This is a genomic window from Sulfuriferula plumbiphila (assembly GCF_009938015.1).
In the GTDB taxonomy this organism is placed as follows: Bacteria; Pseudomonadota; Gammaproteobacteria; order Burkholderiales; family Sulfuriferulaceae; genus Sulfuriferula; species Sulfuriferula plumbiphila.
On the sequence record NZ_AP021884.1, the window covers coordinates 1,148,449 to 1,165,918 of the forward strand.

Here is a 17,470-nt window from a genome sequence, read left to right on the forward strand (position 1 = left end):
ATGCAGATGAAGCTTGGCTTGTTTACGCTGCAATATTTTTGTGATACGACTGATACCGCGCAAGTGCGCCGGCAGACTCGCCCCCAACGATGCACCAGGAGAAAACAATGAACGCAGTTGTGGAATTTCAGCAGTTCAGCAACGCCAGCTTGGAACAGGTCCGCATCCGTTTCGATGAAGAATACGGTGTCATGTGGTCGTTCATGCGGCCTGAACCGAGACCGTGCTTTACCAGGACGACATTGCAGGACTTGTTGCAGCACCATACGTATCTGGAAAGCATGAAAGGACGTGTTGTTTCAAATGGCAATTTTCAGCAGACAAACTATTTGATTTTGGCCTCGGACCTACAGGGGGTGTTTAATCTTGGCGGCGATCTAGCCGCGTTTGGCGAAGCAATCAGGGCTCAAACGCGAAAGGAGTTATTGTCCTATGCCAAGCTATGCATTGATAACGTATGGACTTTCTATAATCTGCAGGCGCCCATCACGACCATTTCCATGGTTCAGGGCCAGGCGATGGGGGGAGGATTTGAGGCAGCGCTATCCGCCCATGTGATGATTGCGGAGAAAAGTGCGCTGATGGGCTTGCCGGAAGTGCTGTTCAACCTCTTTCCGGGCATGGGCGCGTTGAGTTTCCTGTCGCGCAAGATCGGCATGCGGGCGGCTGAAGCCATGGTGCGCTCGGGCAGGGTATACACGGCGACGGAGCTGCACGAGATGGGCGTGGTGGATGTGCTGGCCGAGGATGGCCAGGGCGAAAAGACGCTGTATGACTGGATACGCAAGAATCACCGCTCGCTCAATTCGTTCCAGGCCATCCAGCGCGCCAGGCAGCGCGTGAACCCGCTCACCGTAGAAGAGCTGTACGAGATCACCGAGATTTGGGTGGATGCGGCGCTGCGCCTGAGCGAGCGCGACCTCAGGATCATGGAGCGCCTGGTGCGGGCGCAGAACCGCAAGGTGACCGAGCCGGAGCCGGTCGTGGCGGAGCAGGCAAGCGCCTGAGGCTTCAGCGTGCGGCGGTCTGGCGGCGACTGAGGTAATCCTCGATGGCGGCGCGCGCGGCTGCGTAGTCCGTGCGCAATAGCCCGACCATGGCGCTACCGCGAAAGCGCAGTTCGCCCGGACCGGCGCGGTCTATGGTTTCGGCGCGGCCGAATACGCCACGGGCGCCGATGCTCAGGCTATTGCCCTTGAGGGCGTGGCAATGGTCGCGCAGGGCGCCGTATTGTTTTTGCTGCACCGCGTGTTCGATCCTGTCCAGCAATTCGCCCGAGTCACGCAGGTAATTGCGTAGCAGACGCTGCACAAACAGGGCATCGCCGGCGCCCAGGATTTCCAGTTCCCTGAGCGTTGCGGCATCCAGCACGGCACGCGTTTCCGCGCTGGCTGGAGGGCTGGAGCGGGAACCGCCCATGACCGTATTCAGCCAGTGTTCGGCGCTGGCGGAAGGCATGCCCAGCAGATTTGCAATGGTGCCAAACAGGGTGGACGCATCCACAGGCTTGCTCAGGAAAGCATCGAATCCGGCTTCCTTGGCGGCCTGGCGTGCGCTCAGCGTGGCATCGGCGGTGAACAGGATGAAACGGGTGCGGGTGTCGTCAGCGCGGGTGAAGCGATACAGCTTCAGGGCGTCTGTCCCGCTCAGGCCGGCCATGTTGAGATCGGCGATGACCAGGTCGAAGCTGGACTGTTCCAGTTGATCCAGCAATTCTTCGCCATTGGCAGACAGGGAGACGTGGTGGCCGGCCAGCTCCAGTAGCCGCAGCAATATTTTCTGGTTGGTGGCGTCGTCCTCGCACACCAGGATGCGCAGCGTGTTCTCGAGGCCCGCATCCCGGGTGGCGGGCAATGGCACGATTTCGGCGCTGCCTGGCTGAGCCTGGACCGCTTTTTCCAGTGGCAAGTCGAACCAGAAGCGGCTACCCAGACCCTCTGCGCTTTCGAACGAGAGGCGTCCACCCATGGCTTCCACCAGATGCCTGGTGATGGTCAGCCCCAGCCCGCTGCCGCCGAAGCGACGCGTGGTGGAGATATCCGCCTGGGTGAAACTCTCGAATATTTTGCCTTGTGCGCTGGTGGGAATGCCCACACCGGTGTCCGCCACTTCGAAGCGCATATTGCGGTGATGTTCATTTTCCCCAAGTATTGAAAGGGAGAGGGTAACGCTGCCGCGCTCTGTGAACTTGACCGCGTTGCCCACCAGATTGGCGAGCACTTGTTGCAGCCGATGAGGGTCGCCGCGCAGTGTGCCCGCCGCGGCCGCGATGTGGGTATCCAGACGGATGCTTTTGGCTTCCGCCTGGGAGCGGAAGATTTTGACCGTCTCTTCCAGCAGGCTATTCACGGAAAAATCCGTGTGCTCGATAGCCAGCTTGCCATCTTCGATTTTGGCGAAATCCAGTACGTTATTGAGCAGGGATACCAGCAATCTGGAAGAGCTGTTCAATGTGCCGAGCAGGTCCTGTTGCTCGCTGTTGAGCGGGGTCGCCTTGAGCAGGGTACTGATACCGATAATGCCGCTTAAAGGTGTGCGAATCTCGTGGCTCATGTTGGCCACAAAGCGGGTTTTCGCGGCGTTGGCTTCTTCCGCTTTTTGCCTGGCCTCGTTCATCCTTCTGATCAGTGCGGAAACATAAATCGGCAAGGCAAGCAACATTAACATTACGCTATAGCTGATAGCCTCGTGCTCATCCCAGTAAGGATTAACCTGAGTCGTGATGGCAAACCCCACTATGCTTAGTACCTGAGCATGAATGAGGTATTTTCTGCCGAAGCGGAATCCATTGCCGAAAATGACCCACAAATAAACGCCTACTACCATGACACCTACTTCGCCAGTAAACGCCATAAATAATGTTGTCCCTCCCTGATCCACCCATGCTCCTGCCAAACGACGGACAACAGACGGTTTGCTGCTATACAGAATGGAGCCTATTAGTACCAGGGTAAGGAAAAGAAACACACTGAGAATGCTGAAAGCGACAATGTCATTGTGGCTCAGCGTGGTATGGGTGAGGTAACGGTATAGCAGATACACTAGGATAGCCAACCCAATACCCAGCCGAATCAATGACTGCTCAAGTTCGACCCTGTCGCATTTCGCAACACGATCAGTGAACCAAATCTTCATTTTATCCAGCATGGGTAGTGGCCTGTCTGCTTTACTGTGTTGTGTATTGCCGTCTGCTTTGTTCGAGCAGGGTCCGGGCTATTTTTGACAACTGCGCTGCCCGCGCGGGTTTGATCAGGCAGGCCGAAACGCCCGCTGCGAGCAATTGTTGATGAATTTTTTCGTCTTTTAGCGCGGTCACCACGATTATCGGCCGCATCGGCTCAATGCTTGAGTCACGTACAGCATTGACGAAATGGATGCCGTCCATCTGGTGCATCCGGTAATCGGTGACAATCAGGTCTGCCGGTTTTTGACGCAGCCACTCGAGTGCGGCTTTGGGATCCGTCATGGATACGATGCGCAAATCCATGGAGAGGGATTTCAGCACTGCAGTGTGGATCGCCAGCACCATGGGCTGATCATCTATGATGAGAACGGTCTGGCGATAGGTGGGGGCACTGCGTATATCGCGGACGGACATGGGGCTGAGGGAATCTCGAGTGAGAATAAACGCTGTGAAGCAAAAGATGCGAGCATCGTGGCGCCCATTTTTTGGGTTCCTCGGGTATCGGATTCAGCCGGGTTCGGCATGTTCTTCCTGGATTTTTTCCACGGACGCCTCAAGCGTAAGCATGGCTTTTACCAGTGCGGGATCGAAATGCCGGCCGCTTTCCTTGAGCAGATACTGCATGGCCGATTTGATGCTCCATGCGGATTTGTAGGGCCGCACCGAGGTGAGTGCGTCAAACACGTCAGCGATAGCCACGATGCGTGCGGAGAGCGGGATGTCTTGACCGGTAGTGCCAAACGGGTAACCCGATCCGTCGTAGCGTTCATGATGGGCCAGGGCAATTTCGCCCCCCAGCCGCAGGTATTTGGATGGGCTGTCTTCCAGAATGTCGTGCCCGATTTTCGGGTGCTGGCGCATGATGGCAAGCTCCTCGTCCGAGAGCGGCCCGTTCTTGCGCAGGATGCTGTCCGGAATGCCGATTTTTCCGATATCGTGCAAAGGAGCAGCGAGTTCAATGAGCTCTGCCTCGTCTTCGGGCAGCCCAATCGCATCCGCCAGCACGCGGCTGTAGCGGGACATGCGCAGCAGGTGCCTGGCAGTATCAGTATCCCGGTATTCCCCGGCACGGGCGAGCCGCATCAGGGTGTCTTTTTCCCGACAGCGGATTTCCTCTGTGGCCTGACCAACCATATCCTCCAGCACCCGGCTCTTGTCTTCCAGAGCCAGTTGCTGCTGCCGCAGCGTCAGCAGATTGCGGCAGCGTGAAAGGCACTCGCGCATGTCCACGGGCTTGGTGAGAAAATCGGTCATACCCGCGTCCAGTGCCGCGTAACGCGTTTCCATATCCTGCTTGATGGTGACCATGACGACCGGAACGTGTTGATAGCCGGGTAATTGGCGCAAGCGGCCAATAAACTCGACGCCATTCATGTCGGGCATCAAATAGTCTGCCAGCACCAGATCGGCAGGGTGGGCTGCTGCCCAGGCCAGTGCGGCGGAAGGCGTGGTTTCTTCTTGTACCCTGATACCGGAGCCGATGCTGCGAACAACCTGGGCTAGAATGGTGCGGCTTGTAGCCTGGTCGTCGAGGATCAGGACGGCACTGGTGTCTGGCAGATTAAAATTGGTCATGGTGCCGGCTGGTGGTGAGTCCACATGATGTCGTTGATAATATCGGCAGGAGTAACTGAAGCTTTATGAACATTTGCTGATTTTTTTGCGCGCTGATCGCGTAGCGCTTGATGAGGTCCGGATCGTGCAGCTGTAACGATATGATTTTATATAACAAACACATAGGAGATGGCGCTATGGGTATAATCCGCACATGACTCTGAATATGAATATGTCATCCGCTTCATTATAACCACTGTGCAATCAACCATTCCGGAATCTCATGCCCACACTCAAACAGCAAGCCCTCGATTACCACCAGTTTCCCAAGCCCGGCAAACTTTCCGTCGAATCCTCCAAGCCTTGCGCTACCCAGCACGAGTTGTCGCTGGCCTATAGTCCCGGCGTGGCGGAGCCGGTGCGCGCGATCGGTGCTGACCCGGAGCTGGCCTATCGCTATACCAACAAGGGCAATCTGGTGGCGGTGATTACCGACGGCACGGCGATTCTGGGGCTGGGCAATCTGGGACCGCTGGCCGCCAAACCCGTGATGGAAGGCAAGGGCGTGCTGTTCAAGCGCTTTGCCAATATCGATGTATTTGATATCGAAGTGAACGCACCCAGCGTGCAGGCATTCATCGATACCGTGGTGAATATCGCGCCGACTTTTGGCGGCATCAACCTGGAAGACATCGCCGCGCCGCATTGTTTCGAGATCGAAAAAGCGCTGTCCGAGCGGCTCGATATCCCGGTGTTCCACGACGACCAGCACGGCACTGCGGTGATCATTTGCGCCGGCTTGATCAATGCGCTGCATGTCCAGGGAAAAAAACTGGCTGATGCCAGGATTGTCTGTCTGGGTGCAGGTGCGGCGGGCAACGCATCGTTGCGTTTGTTGCTGGCTATGGGTGCGGACAAATCCAGGCTGCTGGTGGTGGACAAGGTGGGCGTGCTGCATACGGGCATGATCGATTTGCCACCGCATCATGCTTTCTTTGCCGCCGACACGGATGCCAGAACGCTGGCTGACGCGATGCAGGGTGCGGATGCATTTATCGGCGTGTCCGCAGCCAATCTGGTGACGCCAGCGATGATCAAGAGCATGGCGGACAAGCCCGTGGTATTTGCCCTGGCTAATCCCGATCCAGAGATTGCACCGCACGATGTTCACGCCGCGCGCGACGATGCCATTATCGCGACAGGCCGTTCGGATTACCCGAATCAGGTGAACAATATACTGGGCTTCCCGTTCATTTTTCGCGGTGCGCTCGACGCCCGTGCCAAACGTATCACACAAAAAATGCTGATTGCGGCGGTGCATGCGCTGATGGATTTGGCGCGCGAGCCGGTGCCGGCTGATGTTCTGGCCATTTACAATCTGACCGAGCTGGCGTTTGGCCGCGACTATATCCTGCCCAAACCGTTTGACGCGCGGCTGATCGAACGGATTCCGCCTGCAGTGATGAAGGCTGCAAAGGAATAAACGGTGCGGCATCCGTCTCGTCCCGTTTACCTCAACATCTTCAAAATCCACCTGCCCTTGCCGGGCTGGATGTCGATCCTGCAGCGCATGAGCGGTGCAGTTCTTTTTCTCGTCACGCCGCTGCTGTTATATCTGCTGCAAACCTCATTTGACGCCGACGGCTACGCACGGCTGCGCGAGTGGCTGCACATACCGGTGGTCAAAGCGCTGTCGACGCTATTGCTGTGGGGCTATTTGCTGCATCTGCTGGGCGGATTGCGCTTTTTGCTGCTGGATATCCATGTCGGCACGGCGTTGGCGACGGCGCGCAAGCTGTCTGCCGCTACGCTACTGGCAAGTGCCTTGCTGACCCTGGTCATCGCGGGGATAGGGCTGTGGTAGGCGGTGCGCTGTCTGCGTGGCTGGTGCAGCGCGTGAGTGCGCTGCTGCTGGCGGCATACGCGCTGTTTTTCCCGGTGTGGGTCGCGCTGCACTGGCCGCTCGATTTTGCCGTCTGGCGCGGGTTGTTCGCGCCCTTGCCGATGCGGATTGTGACGCTGCTGTTCGTGGTGGCGCTGGCGCTGCATGCCTGGGTGGGGATGCGCGATATTTTCATGGATTATGTGCAGCCGCTCGGGCTGCGTCTGGCGCTGCATGTGGGGGCGCTGCTCTGGCTGGCGACCTGCGTGGTGTGGGCAGGCGCGGTTTTATGGAGCTTGCCATGATGCCGGTCAAGCGCAAATTCGACGCAGTCATCGTCGGCGGCGGCGGGGCAGGGCTGCGCGCCGCGTTGCAGCTGTCCGGTTCCGGCCTGCAGGTGGCGGTGGTGTCGAAGGTATTCCCGACGCGCTCGCACACGGTGTCGGCCCAGGGCGGCATTACCGCCGCGCTGGGCAATGTCACGCCGGACAACTGGCACTGGCACATGTATGACACGGTGAAAGGCTCGGATTATCTGGGCGACCAGGATGCCATCGAATTCATGTGCCGCCATGCCGCGGAAGCGGTGATCGAACTGGAGCACATGGGGCTGCCGTTCTCGCGTCTGGACAATGGCCGCATCTACCAGCGCGCGTTCGGCGGCCAATCCATGAATTATGGCGGTGAGCAGGCCACGCGCACCTGCGCTGCCGCCGACCGCACCGGTCATGCGCTGCTGCATACCTTGCACCAGCAGAATCTCAAGGCCCACACCCATTTTTTCGACGAGTACTTCGCGCTTGATCTGCTGCGCGACGCCGACGGCTATGTGCTGGGCGTGACCGCGCTGTGCATCGAAACCGGCGCGCCGCTGGTGATTGAGGCGCGCGCCACGCTGCTTGCAACCGGCGGGGCGGGACGCATTTTTCGCTACTCCACCAACGCCCACATCAATACCGGCGATGGTCTGGGTATGGTGTTGCGGGCAGGTCTGGCGTTGCAGGACATGGAGTTCTGGCAGTTTCACCCCACCGGGCTGCCCGGCTCGGGCAGCCTGATTACCGAAGGTGTGCGCGGCGAGGGCGGTTATCTGGTCAACAACCAGGGCGAGCGTTTCATGGAACGCTACGCGCCGCACGCCAAAGACCTCGCCGGGCGCGATGTGGTGGCGCGCGCGTTGGCGCTGGAAATTCATGCAGGGCGTGGTTGCGGGCCGCACGGCGACACCATACACCTCAAGCTCGACCACCTCGGCGCGGCACTCATCAAGGACAAGCTGCCGGGTATCCGCGAACTGGCGCTGCGTTTTGCCGGGGTGGATCCGATTGACGCACCCATCCCGGTGGTGCCCACTGCCCACTACATGATGGGCGGCATTCCCACCGATCTGCATGGCCAGGTGGTGATGCCCGCGCGTTTCGGGCCGGAGGAGCCGGTGCCCGGGCTGTACGCAGTGGGTGAGTGCGCCTGCGTGTCGGTGCACGGCGCCAACCGGCTGGGGGGCAACTCGCTGCTGGACCTGGTGGTGTTTGGTCGTGCCGCCGGCAATCACATCATCGAAACCCTGCGCGATAATCCGTTCCCGCGCCTGTTGCCGGAATCCGCAGCCGAAGCGGCGTTGGCGCGGCTGGCGCGCTGGAATAAAACCGGCGCGGGAGAAAGCGTGGCCGAGCTGCGTCTGGCGCTGCAAACGCTGATGCAAAAACATTGCGGCGTATTCCGTACCGAAACGCTGATGGGTGAGGGCATTGCCGCACTGGATATCCTGCAGGCCAGATTGGATAACGCCCGCCTTGCAGACCACAGCCAGGTATTCAATACTGCCCGCATCGAGGCGCTGGAGCTGGAGAATCTGTTTGCCGTGGCCCGCGCCACGCTGGTTTCCGCGCATGCGCGCACCGAGAGCCGGGGCGCGCATGCGCGTGAGGATTATCCCGAACGCGATGACGGCCACTGGCTGAAACACACCCTGTACACACGGGAAAACGACCAGATTGACACCAAGCCGGTGCGCCTGAAGCCGCTCACAGTCGAACCGTTTTTACCCAAGGAGCGAATCTACTGATGCGTTTCTCCATTTACCGCTACGACCCGGAGCACGACACCAAGCCGCACATGCAGGCCTACGATGTGGACATCGAACCGGCCGGCAACATGCTGCTGGATGCGCTGCTGCGTATCAAGGACACACTGGACAGCACGCTCACCCTGCGCCGCTCCTGCCGTGAAGGGGTGTGCGGATCGGATGGCATGAACATTAACGGCAGCAACGGGCTCGCCTGCATCACCCCGCTGGCCGATTTGCGCCAGCCGGTGGAAGTGCGTCCGTTACCCGGCTTGCCAGTGATTCGTGATCTGGTAGTGGACATGACGCCGTTCAACCAGCAATATCGTTCGGTCGAGCCGTGGCTGAATAACGCCGACCCCGCACCCGAGATTGAGCGCTTGCAAAGCCCGGAGCAGCGGGCGCAACTGGACGGGCTGGTGGAGTGCATCCAGTGCGGCTGCTGTTCTTCCGCCTGTCCGTCGTTCTGGTGGAATCCGGACAAGTTCGTCGGCCCCGCCGGATTGCTTGCGGCATATCGCTTCATTGCCGACAGCCGCGACCAGGGCGCCAATCAGCGCCTGGATAATCTGCAAGACCCATATCGCCTGTTTCGCTGCCACGGCATCATGAATTGTGTGTCGGTCTGCCCAAAAGGGCTGAATCCCACGGCCGCAATTGGTAAAATAAAGACGCTGCTGGTAAAGCGCGGCGCATGACTGAGTTGAATCGTCTGCGCTGGCGCGCCCGACGCGGGATGCTCGAACTGGACATTCTGTTACTGGATTTTCTGGAGCAGCAATACCCCGTTCTCCCATCGAGCCAGCAAATTGCATTTGGCGCATTGCTGGAACTGGGCGATAGCGAGTTGTGGGATATGATCCAGACAGGCCAGTCTGCGGCCCAGCCCGAACAGGCGAAAATTATTGAATGGCTGCGTACAGGAAAGCAAAAAAATGAAAGCACCGACTAAAGCCACCCTCACTTTCGACAACGGCGCCAAGCCCATCGAATTGCCCGTGCTGTCCGGCAAGCTCGGTCCCAGCGTGATTGATATTCGCAGCCTGGGGAAGTACGGCTATTTTACCTATGACCCCGGTTTTCAGGCCACCGCGAGTTGCAGTTCCAGCATCACCTACATTGATGGCGACAGGGGCCTGCTCTATTACCGCGGCTATCCCATCGAGCAACTGGCGCAGCATTCCGATTTCATCGAAGTGGCTTATCTGCTGCAATACGGCGAATTGCCCAGTGCCGAGCAGAAGCATCATTTCGATACCACCATGCGTCAGCACAGCATGCTGCATGACCAGATCAGCAATGTTTTTCGCGGCTTCCGCCGTGATGCGCATCCCATGGCCGTGATGGTTGGTGTGGTGGGGGCATTGTCAGCGTTCTATCACGATTCACTGGATATCAGCGATCCCCGCCACCGTGAAGTTTCGGCTTTCCGCCTGCTGGCCAAAGTGCCCACCATTGCCGCCTGGAGCTACAAATACAATATTGGCCAGCCCTTCATGTACCCGCAAAACCGGCTTGGTTATGTAGAAAATTTCATGTACATGATGTTCGCCACGCCGTGTGAATCCTATATTGCCAACCCGGTGCTGGTGCGCGCGCTGGAACGCATCATGATCCTGCACGCCGACCATGAGCAGAATGCCTCCACCTCCACGGTGCGGCTGGCGGGTTCTTCCGGTGCCAATCCCTTCGCCTGCATCTCGGCAGGCATTGCCTCGCTATGGGGTCCGGCACACGGCGGGGCCAACGAGGCGGCGCTGGCAATGCTGGAAGAAATCGGCAATGTTTCGCGCATCGGCGCGTTCATCGAGCGCGCCAAGGACAAGAGCGATTCGTTCCGTCTGATGGGCTTCGGCCACCGGGTATACAAAAACATGGACCCGCGTGCGGCAGTGATGCGCGAAACCTGCCATGAAGTGCTGGACGAGCTGGGGCTGAACGACGACCCGCTGTTCAAGATCGCCCGCAAGCTGGAGCAGATAGCGCTGGAGGATGAATACTTCGTCGCCAGGAAGCTCTACCCGAATGTGGATTTCTATTCCGGTATCGTATTGCGTGCACTGGGCATCCCCACCAATATGTTCACCGCCATGTTTGCGCTGGCGCGCACCGCCGGCTGGGTGGCACAGTGGAACGAAATGATCGGCGACCCGGAAAACAAGATCGGCCGGCCGCGCCAGCTCTACGTGGGCGACGTGCGGCGCGATTATGTTCCGGTGAACAAACGGTAACCCGCTGTGGATCAATGGCAGCCACATAGCGCGCTGTTTTCCGGCAATGCACCGCTGCTGGAGGCGTTGTTCGACGCTTATCAGGCTGACCCGGGCAGCGTGTCCCCGCACTGGCGGGCCTGGTTTGATGGGCTGCCATCAGCCGCTGCCATACCCGTAGCCGCACCCCCCCTGTCCACAACCAGCACGCCGTGTGACACGCGTCAGGTGAGTGTGCTGCAACTCATCAATGCGCATCGTTTTCTCGGTGCGCGCCAGGCTGACCTTGACCCGCTCAAACGCTTCCCGAAGTCCGAAGTACCCGAACTCGACCCCGCACATTACGGCCTGACGCCCGACGACAGCGCACGCCTGTTTGATACCGGTTCTCTGGTGGCACCTGCGCAGGCCACGCTGGACGAAATCCTGTACATCCTGCGGCGCACCTACTGCGGCACGCTGGCGGCAGAGTATATGTATATCTCCGACAATACGCGCAAACGCTGGCTGCAAGCGCGGCTGGAGGGCTGCCTGGCCACGCCGCAGTTCGACCCAGAGCATAAAAAACACATACTCGAAGGCCTCACCGCGGCCGAGACCCTGGAAAAATTCCTGCATGCACGCTATGTCGGACAAAAACGCTTTTCGCTGGAAGGCGCAGAAACCCTCATTCCCATGTTGCACGGACTGATCGAAGGCGCTGCGGCGCATGGCGCGCAGGAAATGGTGCTGGGTATGGCGCACCGCGGGCGCATCAATGTGCTGGTCAACGTGCTGGGCAAGCCGCTCGGGCAGATTTTTAACACGACTCAGGACAATGGCAACGGTGCGCTCACCGGCGACGTGAAATACCACCAGGGTTTTTCCACCGAGGTGGCGACCAGGCATGGAACGCTGCACCTGGCACTGGCCTTCAATCCGTCGCATCTGGAAATCGTTCACCCGGTGGTGCGCGGTTCGGTGCGCGCACGCCAGCAGCGCCGTGGCGACCATGACGGCACCGAAGTGGTGCCGGTGATTCTGCACGGCGACGCCGCTTTCTCCGGCCAGGGGGTGGTAATGGAAAGCCTCAACATGTCGCAGACACGCGGTTTCAGCAACGGCGGCGGGATACATATCGTCATCAACAACCAGATCGGTTTCACCACTTCCGACCCGCGTGATACGCGCTCATCGCTGTACTGCACCGACGTGGCAAAAATGATCGAAGCGCCGGTACTGCATGTCAACGCCGACGACCCGGAGGCCGCGCTGCTGGCGGTACAGATTGCCCTCGACTACCGGCGCGAGTTTCACAAGAACATCATCATTGACCTGGTGTGCTTCCGCCGTCACGGGCACAACGAACAGGATGAACCGGCGGTGACCCAGCCGCTGATGTACCACAAGATTGCCGCGCACCCCGGCACACGTGCACTTTATGCCGGCAAGCTCGCCGCCGAAGGCGTGATCAGCGCGGCCGGGTCGGTGAATCTGATTGGCGCCTACCGTGCGCAGCTGGAAACCGACCAGCGCATCGTGGCGCCCGCGGTGTCGTTATACAAACGCGCCTTCGCCGCCAACTGGAAAGCCTATCGCGGCATAGACTGGCAGCATCCGGCAGATACAGCCTTGCCGCTCACCCGGCTGCGTGAGCTGGCAGAAAAAGCCAGCGCTGTGCCGGATGGCTTCACGCTGCACCCGCGTGTGGCCAAGATCCTTGCTGACCGTCGTGCCATGGCGGCGGGAAAACTGCCGCTGGACTGGGGCATGGCCGAGATACTGGCCTACGCCAGCCTGTTGCGCGACGGCTATCCGGTGCGTCTGTCAGGTCAGGACAGCGGACGTGGCACTTTCTTCCACCGTCACGCCGTGCTGCACGATCAGCAGCGCGAACGCTGGGATGCAGGCGAGCATGTGCCGCTGCAACATATCTACCCCAATCAGCCGCATTTCGTCGTGATCGATTCGCTGCTCTCGGAACTGGCGGTGCTTGCGTTCGAATACGGCTACGCCACCGCCGAGCCGGACGAGCTGGTGATCTGGGAGGCGCAATTCGGCGATTTCGCCAATGGCGCACAGGTAGTCATTGACCAGTTCATCGCCAGCGGCGAAGCCAAATGGGGGCGGCTGTGCGGTCTCACGCTGTTTTTGCCGCACGGTCAGGAAGGCCAGGGGCCGGAACACTCTTCGGCGCGGCTGGAGCGCTTCATGCAGTTGTGCGCCAACGACAACATCCAGGTGTGCCAGCCCACCACCGCCGCGCAGATGTTCCACCTCATCCGCCGCCAGATGCTGCGCCCGTATCGCAAGCCGCTCATCGTGATGACGCCGAAAAGCCTGCTGCGCGCCAAGCTGGCCAGCTCGCCGCTGGAGGCATTCACTGCTGGCGGATTCAACGTCGTGATCGGCGCGGGCGGCGCTGTGGATGCCGCTAGCGTGCGCCGGGTGGTGACGTGCAGCGGCAAGGTCTACTTTGATCTTCTCCATGCGTACCAGGAGCGCAACATCACCGACATTGCCCTGGTACGTGTCGAGCAGCTCTACCCCTTCCCGCGCGACGCATTCAGCGCGGAAATGGCGCGCTACCCGAATGCCACCGAACTGGTGTGGGCGCAGGAAGAACCGCAAAACCAGGGTGCCTGGTTTTCCATCCAGCATCACCTGCGCCAATGCATGGCGGCGCCGCAGACCCTGGGCTATGCCGGCAGGCCCTTCGCCGCATCGCCCGCGGTGGGCTACCCTGAAGTGTTTGAAGCACAGCGCAAAGCGCTCATAGACGAGGCACTCAAATAAATGCTGATCGAAGTCAAAACCCCCGAACTGTCCGACTCGATTACCGAGGGCACCCTGCTGGAATGGCACAAGCAACCCGGCGATACGGTGGTGCGCGACGAAACCCTGATCGATCTCGAAACCGACAAGGTCATTCTCGAAATTTCCGCCCCCGCTTCCGGCGTGCTGGTGGAGTTGCTGCGCGAGAACGGCGCGGTGGTGACGGCGGGTGAAGTGATCGCACGGATCGAAAACGGCGAGCCTGAGACAGCAGCGCCTCCCTTGTCGAGTACCGCGATGTCCACCCCACTGTCACAGCGGGAGCGGGAGAGGGCTGGGGAGGGGGGGAGAAGCATGGAGCAGGACAAGCCGGCATCCGCAGCGCAACCCGCCGCGTCAAAAGTACTCGCTGTCCCGTCCAAACCCGCGCCTTCCGTCATCGACACCCGCCAGGGCCGCAGCGAGCGCCGCGAACCCATGAGCCGCCTGCGCGCCCGCGTCGCCGAGCGCCTGGTGGCCGCGCAGCACAGCGCCGCCATTCTCACCACCTTCAATGAAGTCAACATGCAGCCGGTAATGGACCTGCGCGCCCGCTACAAGGACGATTTCCAGCGCGAACACGGGGTCAAACTGGGTTTCATGTCGTTCTTCGTCAAAGCCGCATTATTGGCGTTGAGGCAATTTCCCGTCGTCAACGCCGCGATAGACGGCAGCGATATCGTGCACCACGATTACTACGACATCGGCATTGCCGTCTCCACCACGCGCGGCCTGGTCGTACCCATCCTGCGCGACGCCGACTGCAAAGGTTTCGCCGATATCGAGCGCGCCATCGGCGACTTTGCCCGGCGCGCCGAAGCCCTGCAGCTGACCCTGGAAGAACTCAGCGGCGGCACCTTCTCCATCAGTAACGGCGGCGTGTTCGGCTCGCTGCTTTCCACCCCGATTCTGAATCCGCCGCAGTCGGCTATTCTGGGCATGCACAAAATCCAGGAGCGCCCCATCGCCGAAAACGGCCAGGTGGTGATCCGTCCGATGATGTACCTGGCGTTATCCTACGACCACCGCCTGATCGATGGCCGTGATGCAGTGCAGTTTCTGGTGGAGATGAAAACCGCGCTGGAAGACCCGGCGCGGCTGATGCTGGGTATCTGACAAGCTGGCGCCTGCTTCACCTGGCTCTGCTGTTTTCCCGCTCGCGGATGAGCCAGTAAGCAATGGCAAGCGCCACCACCGCTGCCGCCAGCGCCAGGATCGTATCAGCCTGGATTTCGCCGATGTCGAGAACGATGAATTTGCGCGAGATGGCCAGTAGCCCGATGAGCAGCACGGTTTTCACCTGGATGATGCTTTCCTTCCTGGCAACTACCTTGAGGATGGAATGCTTGAACTCGAGGGCAATGAGCACGGTCAGTATCTGGCCGAACAACGCCTGGAATAGTGTGTGATCCAGGGGATTCGCGGCGTCGACAAGGACCAGCTGGAATACTTCTTTGGATAGCTCCAGCAGGGCAACCATGATGATGGCTGCAATCAGGCCAGTCAGGATCAATGCGACGCCCTGCTCGAATCTTTCGTACAGCGTCATGACATTCCATTGAGTCAGAGCTTGCGCGAAGCGGGACTTGATGGCTGTGCTTGCTGCTTCCTGGTTCATATTACATCACCTTGATGCGCCTGCCAGAGGGGGCGCCGGTTTTGGGCAGGCGTACGGTCAGCACGCCATTATTCAGACTGGCCTCAGCCTGCTCGCCATCCACTTCCTGCGGCAACAGGATCATCCGCTGGAAGCTGCCGTAGGCACGCTCCATGATGTGGTAGTTGCCGCCCTCATCTTCCCGTACGTAGCGCTTCTCGCCGCTTACCCGCAGGGTGTTGCCTTCAATCATGAGATCCAGGTCATCCCTATCCAGACCGGGGACTTCCAGCCGCACCAGGATGGCTTTTTCCGTCTCCTCCATTTCTCCTGCCAGTATGCTCCAGCTCGGGAATCGGGCAGGAGGCGCGCTACCTTCCGGCACCTTGCGTTTCGTGAAATGGGTCAGTGCATCACCGGAGCGGGAGAGCATTTCACGCCAGCCCTCGGACAGATTATCCCAGGCGCGGTTGAGCTCTTTGCCGACTTCCTTGCCTACCTTTTTGAGCGAATCGAGCATGATTTATCCTCCATTTCCAAAACTCCAAACCTGAAATGGGGATGGTGCGGATGAATTTCAACTGCCAGCCTGGGGAAGCGTCTTGAATTTTGCCTTCCTTTCCCCCGGGCAGCGCCGTAACCGGGCTGTGCAGTGACCCCCGGACTCAAATAATCAAGGGGGAATTCTGCTGGCAGCGCTGCTCAATCGCCTGAACCATCAACGCGCGCAGCGCATTCAGTGGCAAGAGTTCCGCAGCATCCAATCCGGTGCCGGACAGGGGCATATCCCAGTCGCCATAGATGAATCCCGCGGGATGACGGTTCGCTGTCAGGGGCAGTACGACCAAGCTGTGTACCGTCGGCAGCGCATCGCGCCACCAGCGTGGCAGCTTGCTGGCGAAAGCAGGGTCTTTGGCATCTTTCACAACGATTATTCTATCGTTCGCCAGCCCGGCGTGAAAAACGTCAGGTTGATAGGCTTCACCGAAAACCAGACGCGGAATAAGTTCCTGCACCTTTTCGCCAAAACCCATGCGGGCAAAGTACTTCCCTTCGTTGCCGTTGCGCAGGAAAACAATCGCGCGGCTCAAGCCCAGGCCTTGATAAACCGTCTCCAGCGCCATTGTCATGAGCTGGTAGGCCGTTGCGCTATTCGACACACCGCGCATATCAGCCACGCCGCGTGTCAAAATCCTGACGGCGTGCACCGGCTTGCCGCTTGGCGCTGTCGTGAGGAGGCCTTTTTCAGGCTTCAGTGATTTAGCCACACTTACAAACAGGGCGTCTTGCGCAGCGGATTCCCGGGCGGCCTGGACTGCGGCAAACATCTCGGATCCATCCATCCCCAACATATCGGCATAGCTGTTCGCAATATCCGCAAGTTCGCCCGGGCTGGCGTCAGCCTCATCGCATAGCACCCTGGCGCAGCGGGAGGACATGGTGGAGACTGCCCCCAGCCAACCGGCATGATCCAGCGGTTCTCCCACGGTTTGCGGTAACACATCGCGCATACTGTTGATGAGCGCAGTCGGCAAGCCCCATTTCTGCGCCACCCAGCGTCCCACCTCATCCAGCCCCAGCCCCAATGTGTCGAGCGTGGCCTGCGCTTCATCGACGCCCTGTTCTGCACAGCGCGCCTGCACCAATGACCAGTGATCGGGCAGGTAGAATGTCACCATCATGCGGCCCAGGCCATGCAGCATCGAACATACCACTGCTTCCTCGGCATCGCGGGCACTGGCAGCGCAGCTGACTTGCCGCGCTATGTGGCCGGCGAGAACCGCCTTTTCCATTTCATTGTGCGTGCTCGTCGAGCCTGCGGATGCCCTGGCCAGGCCGTCAATCAGTTTTGAGCCCAAAGCCAGGTGGCCTATTGATTCCGTACCGACGATGAGGACCGCTTTCGACACGGTATTGATGTCCTGTCCGAAAACCGAGTACATCGCACTATTGGCGAGTCGCAACACCTTTTGCGTCAGTGCCGGATCGGACAATACCGTTTTTGTCATGTTGAACTCGCGGTCGTCCTCGCCGCGTATTGCGCTCATGATTGCGCTGACCACATTGGCAAAGCCGGGCAAATCGCCCCGCTGTCTGACGCGCTTCCACAGCAGTTCCAGTGTTTTCTGGGGATTGCGGACCGGCATCGTGCTCATTGAATCGAGGTTTTTCATAAGGTCGTCAG

At 59.5% G+C, this 17,470-nt stretch carries 16 protein-coding genes; 10 read left to right on the top strand and 6 right to left on the bottom strand.

Features of this window, described 5'->3' with window-relative positions:
- The first annotated feature begins 107 nt into the window (after positions 1-107).
- Positions 108-1,007, top strand: coding sequence for a crotonase/enoyl-CoA hydratase family protein (locus tag GZH91_RS06140; RefSeq protein ID WP_147070475.1), 900 nt, complete (start codon positions 108-110; stop codon positions 1,005-1,007).
- A 4-nt stretch (positions 1,008-1,011) separates the two neighbouring features.
- On the opposite strand, the gene GZH91_RS06145 is transcribed toward GZH91_RS06140, so the two are convergent.
- The 3 genes from GZH91_RS06145 to GZH91_RS06155 form a co-directional block, all read right to left on the bottom strand.
- The gene (locus GZH91_RS06145) at positions 1,012-3,147 is read right to left on the bottom strand and encodes an ATP-binding protein (RefSeq protein WP_147070472.1); all 2,136 of its coding nucleotides are present in this window, start codon (positions 3,145-3,147) and stop codon (positions 1,012-1,014) included.
- A 19-nt stretch (positions 3,148-3,166) separates the two neighbouring features.
- Positions 3,167-3,598, bottom strand: coding sequence for a response regulator (locus GZH91_RS06150; RefSeq protein WP_147070471.1), 432 nt, complete (start codon positions 3,596-3,598; stop codon positions 3,167-3,169).
- Positions 3,599-3,691: 93 nt separating this feature from the next.
- Positions 3,692-4,759, bottom strand: coding sequence for a response regulator (locus GZH91_RS06155; protein ID WP_147070469.1), 1,068 nt, complete (start codon positions 4,757-4,759; stop codon positions 3,692-3,694).
- Between the two features lie 262 nt (positions 4,760-5,021).
- On the opposite strand from GZH91_RS06155, the gene GZH91_RS06160 reads away from it, so the two are divergent.
- Genes GZH91_RS06160 through sucB form a run of 9 tightly spaced genes read left to right on the top strand, consistent with a single transcriptional unit; the run spans position 5,022 to position 14,804 of the window.
- Positions 5,022-6,221 carry a malic enzyme-like NAD(P)-binding protein gene (locus GZH91_RS06160; protein WP_147070467.1) on the top strand — a complete coding sequence of 400 codons (1,200 nt, stop codon included), beginning with the start codon at positions 5,022-5,024 and terminating at the stop codon, positions 6,219-6,221.
- Between the two features lie 3 nt (positions 6,222-6,224).
- Positions 6,225-6,602 (top strand): succinate dehydrogenase, cytochrome b556 subunit, encoded by a 378-nt coding sequence (gene sdhC / locus GZH91_RS06165; RefSeq protein WP_147070465.1) that lies wholly within the window; start codon positions 6,225-6,227, stop codon positions 6,600-6,602.
- Positions 6,596-6,925 carry a succinate dehydrogenase, hydrophobic membrane anchor protein gene (gene sdhD, locus GZH91_RS06170; RefSeq protein ID WP_147070463.1) on the top strand — a complete coding sequence of 110 codons (330 nt, stop codon included), beginning with the start codon at positions 6,596-6,598 and terminating at the stop codon, positions 6,923-6,925. Before sdhC ends, sdhD begins: the two co-directional genes overlap by 7 nt.
- Entirely contained in the window at positions 6,922-8,685 is a 1,764-nt protein-coding gene (sdhA, locus tag GZH91_RS06175) for a succinate dehydrogenase flavoprotein subunit (RefSeq protein WP_147070461.1), read from the top strand. Before sdhD ends, sdhA begins: the two co-directional genes overlap by 4 nt.
- Complete coding sequence (locus tag GZH91_RS06180) at positions 8,685-9,383, top strand: succinate dehydrogenase iron-sulfur subunit (protein ID WP_147070460.1); 699 nt, start codon at positions 8,685-8,687, stop codon at positions 9,381-9,383. Before sdhA ends, GZH91_RS06180 begins: the two co-directional genes overlap by 1 nt.
- On the top strand, positions 9,380-9,637 hold the full coding sequence (locus tag GZH91_RS06185; RefSeq protein WP_147070458.1) for an FAD assembly factor SdhE: 258 nt from the start codon (positions 9,380-9,382) through the stop codon (positions 9,635-9,637). The genes GZH91_RS06180 and GZH91_RS06185 overlap by 4 nt, the downstream gene beginning before the upstream one ends.
- Positions 9,621-10,916, top strand: coding sequence for a citrate synthase (gene gltA, locus GZH91_RS06190; protein ID WP_147070456.1), 1,296 nt, complete (start codon positions 9,621-9,623; stop codon positions 10,914-10,916). Before GZH91_RS06185 ends, gltA begins: the two co-directional genes overlap by 17 nt.
- Before the next feature lie 6 nt (positions 10,917-10,922).
- Positions 10,923-13,670 (top strand): 2-oxoglutarate dehydrogenase E1 component, encoded by a 2,748-nt coding sequence (locus GZH91_RS06195; protein ID WP_147070454.1) that lies wholly within the window; start codon positions 10,923-10,925, stop codon positions 13,668-13,670.
- Complete coding sequence (gene sucB, locus GZH91_RS06200; protein ID WP_147070452.1) at positions 13,671-14,804, top strand: dihydrolipoyllysine-residue succinyltransferase; 1,134 nt, start codon at positions 13,671-13,673, stop codon at positions 14,802-14,804.
- Positions 14,805-14,820: 16 nt separating this feature from the next.
- Here sucB and GZH91_RS06205 read toward each other — a convergent pair whose 3' ends face one another.
- The 3 genes from GZH91_RS06205 to GZH91_RS06215 form a co-directional block, all read right to left on the bottom strand.
- A complete protein-coding gene (locus GZH91_RS06205) occupies positions 14,821-15,306 on the bottom strand; it encodes a phosphate-starvation-inducible PsiE family protein (RefSeq protein WP_147070450.1) in 486 nt (161 codons plus the stop codon).
- A 1-nt stretch (position 15,307) separates the two neighbouring features.
- Positions 15,308-15,805 carry an Hsp20/alpha crystallin family protein gene (locus tag GZH91_RS06210; protein WP_147070448.1) on the bottom strand — a complete coding sequence of 166 codons (498 nt, stop codon included), beginning with the start codon at positions 15,803-15,805 and terminating at the stop codon, positions 15,308-15,310.
- Between the two features lie 145 nt (positions 15,806-15,950).
- The gene (locus GZH91_RS06215; protein WP_232522219.1) at positions 15,951-17,459 is read right to left on the bottom strand and encodes an HDOD domain-containing protein; all 1,509 of its coding nucleotides are present in this window, start codon (positions 17,457-17,459) and stop codon (positions 15,951-15,953) included.
- Positions 17,460-17,470 lie beyond the last annotated feature (11 nt).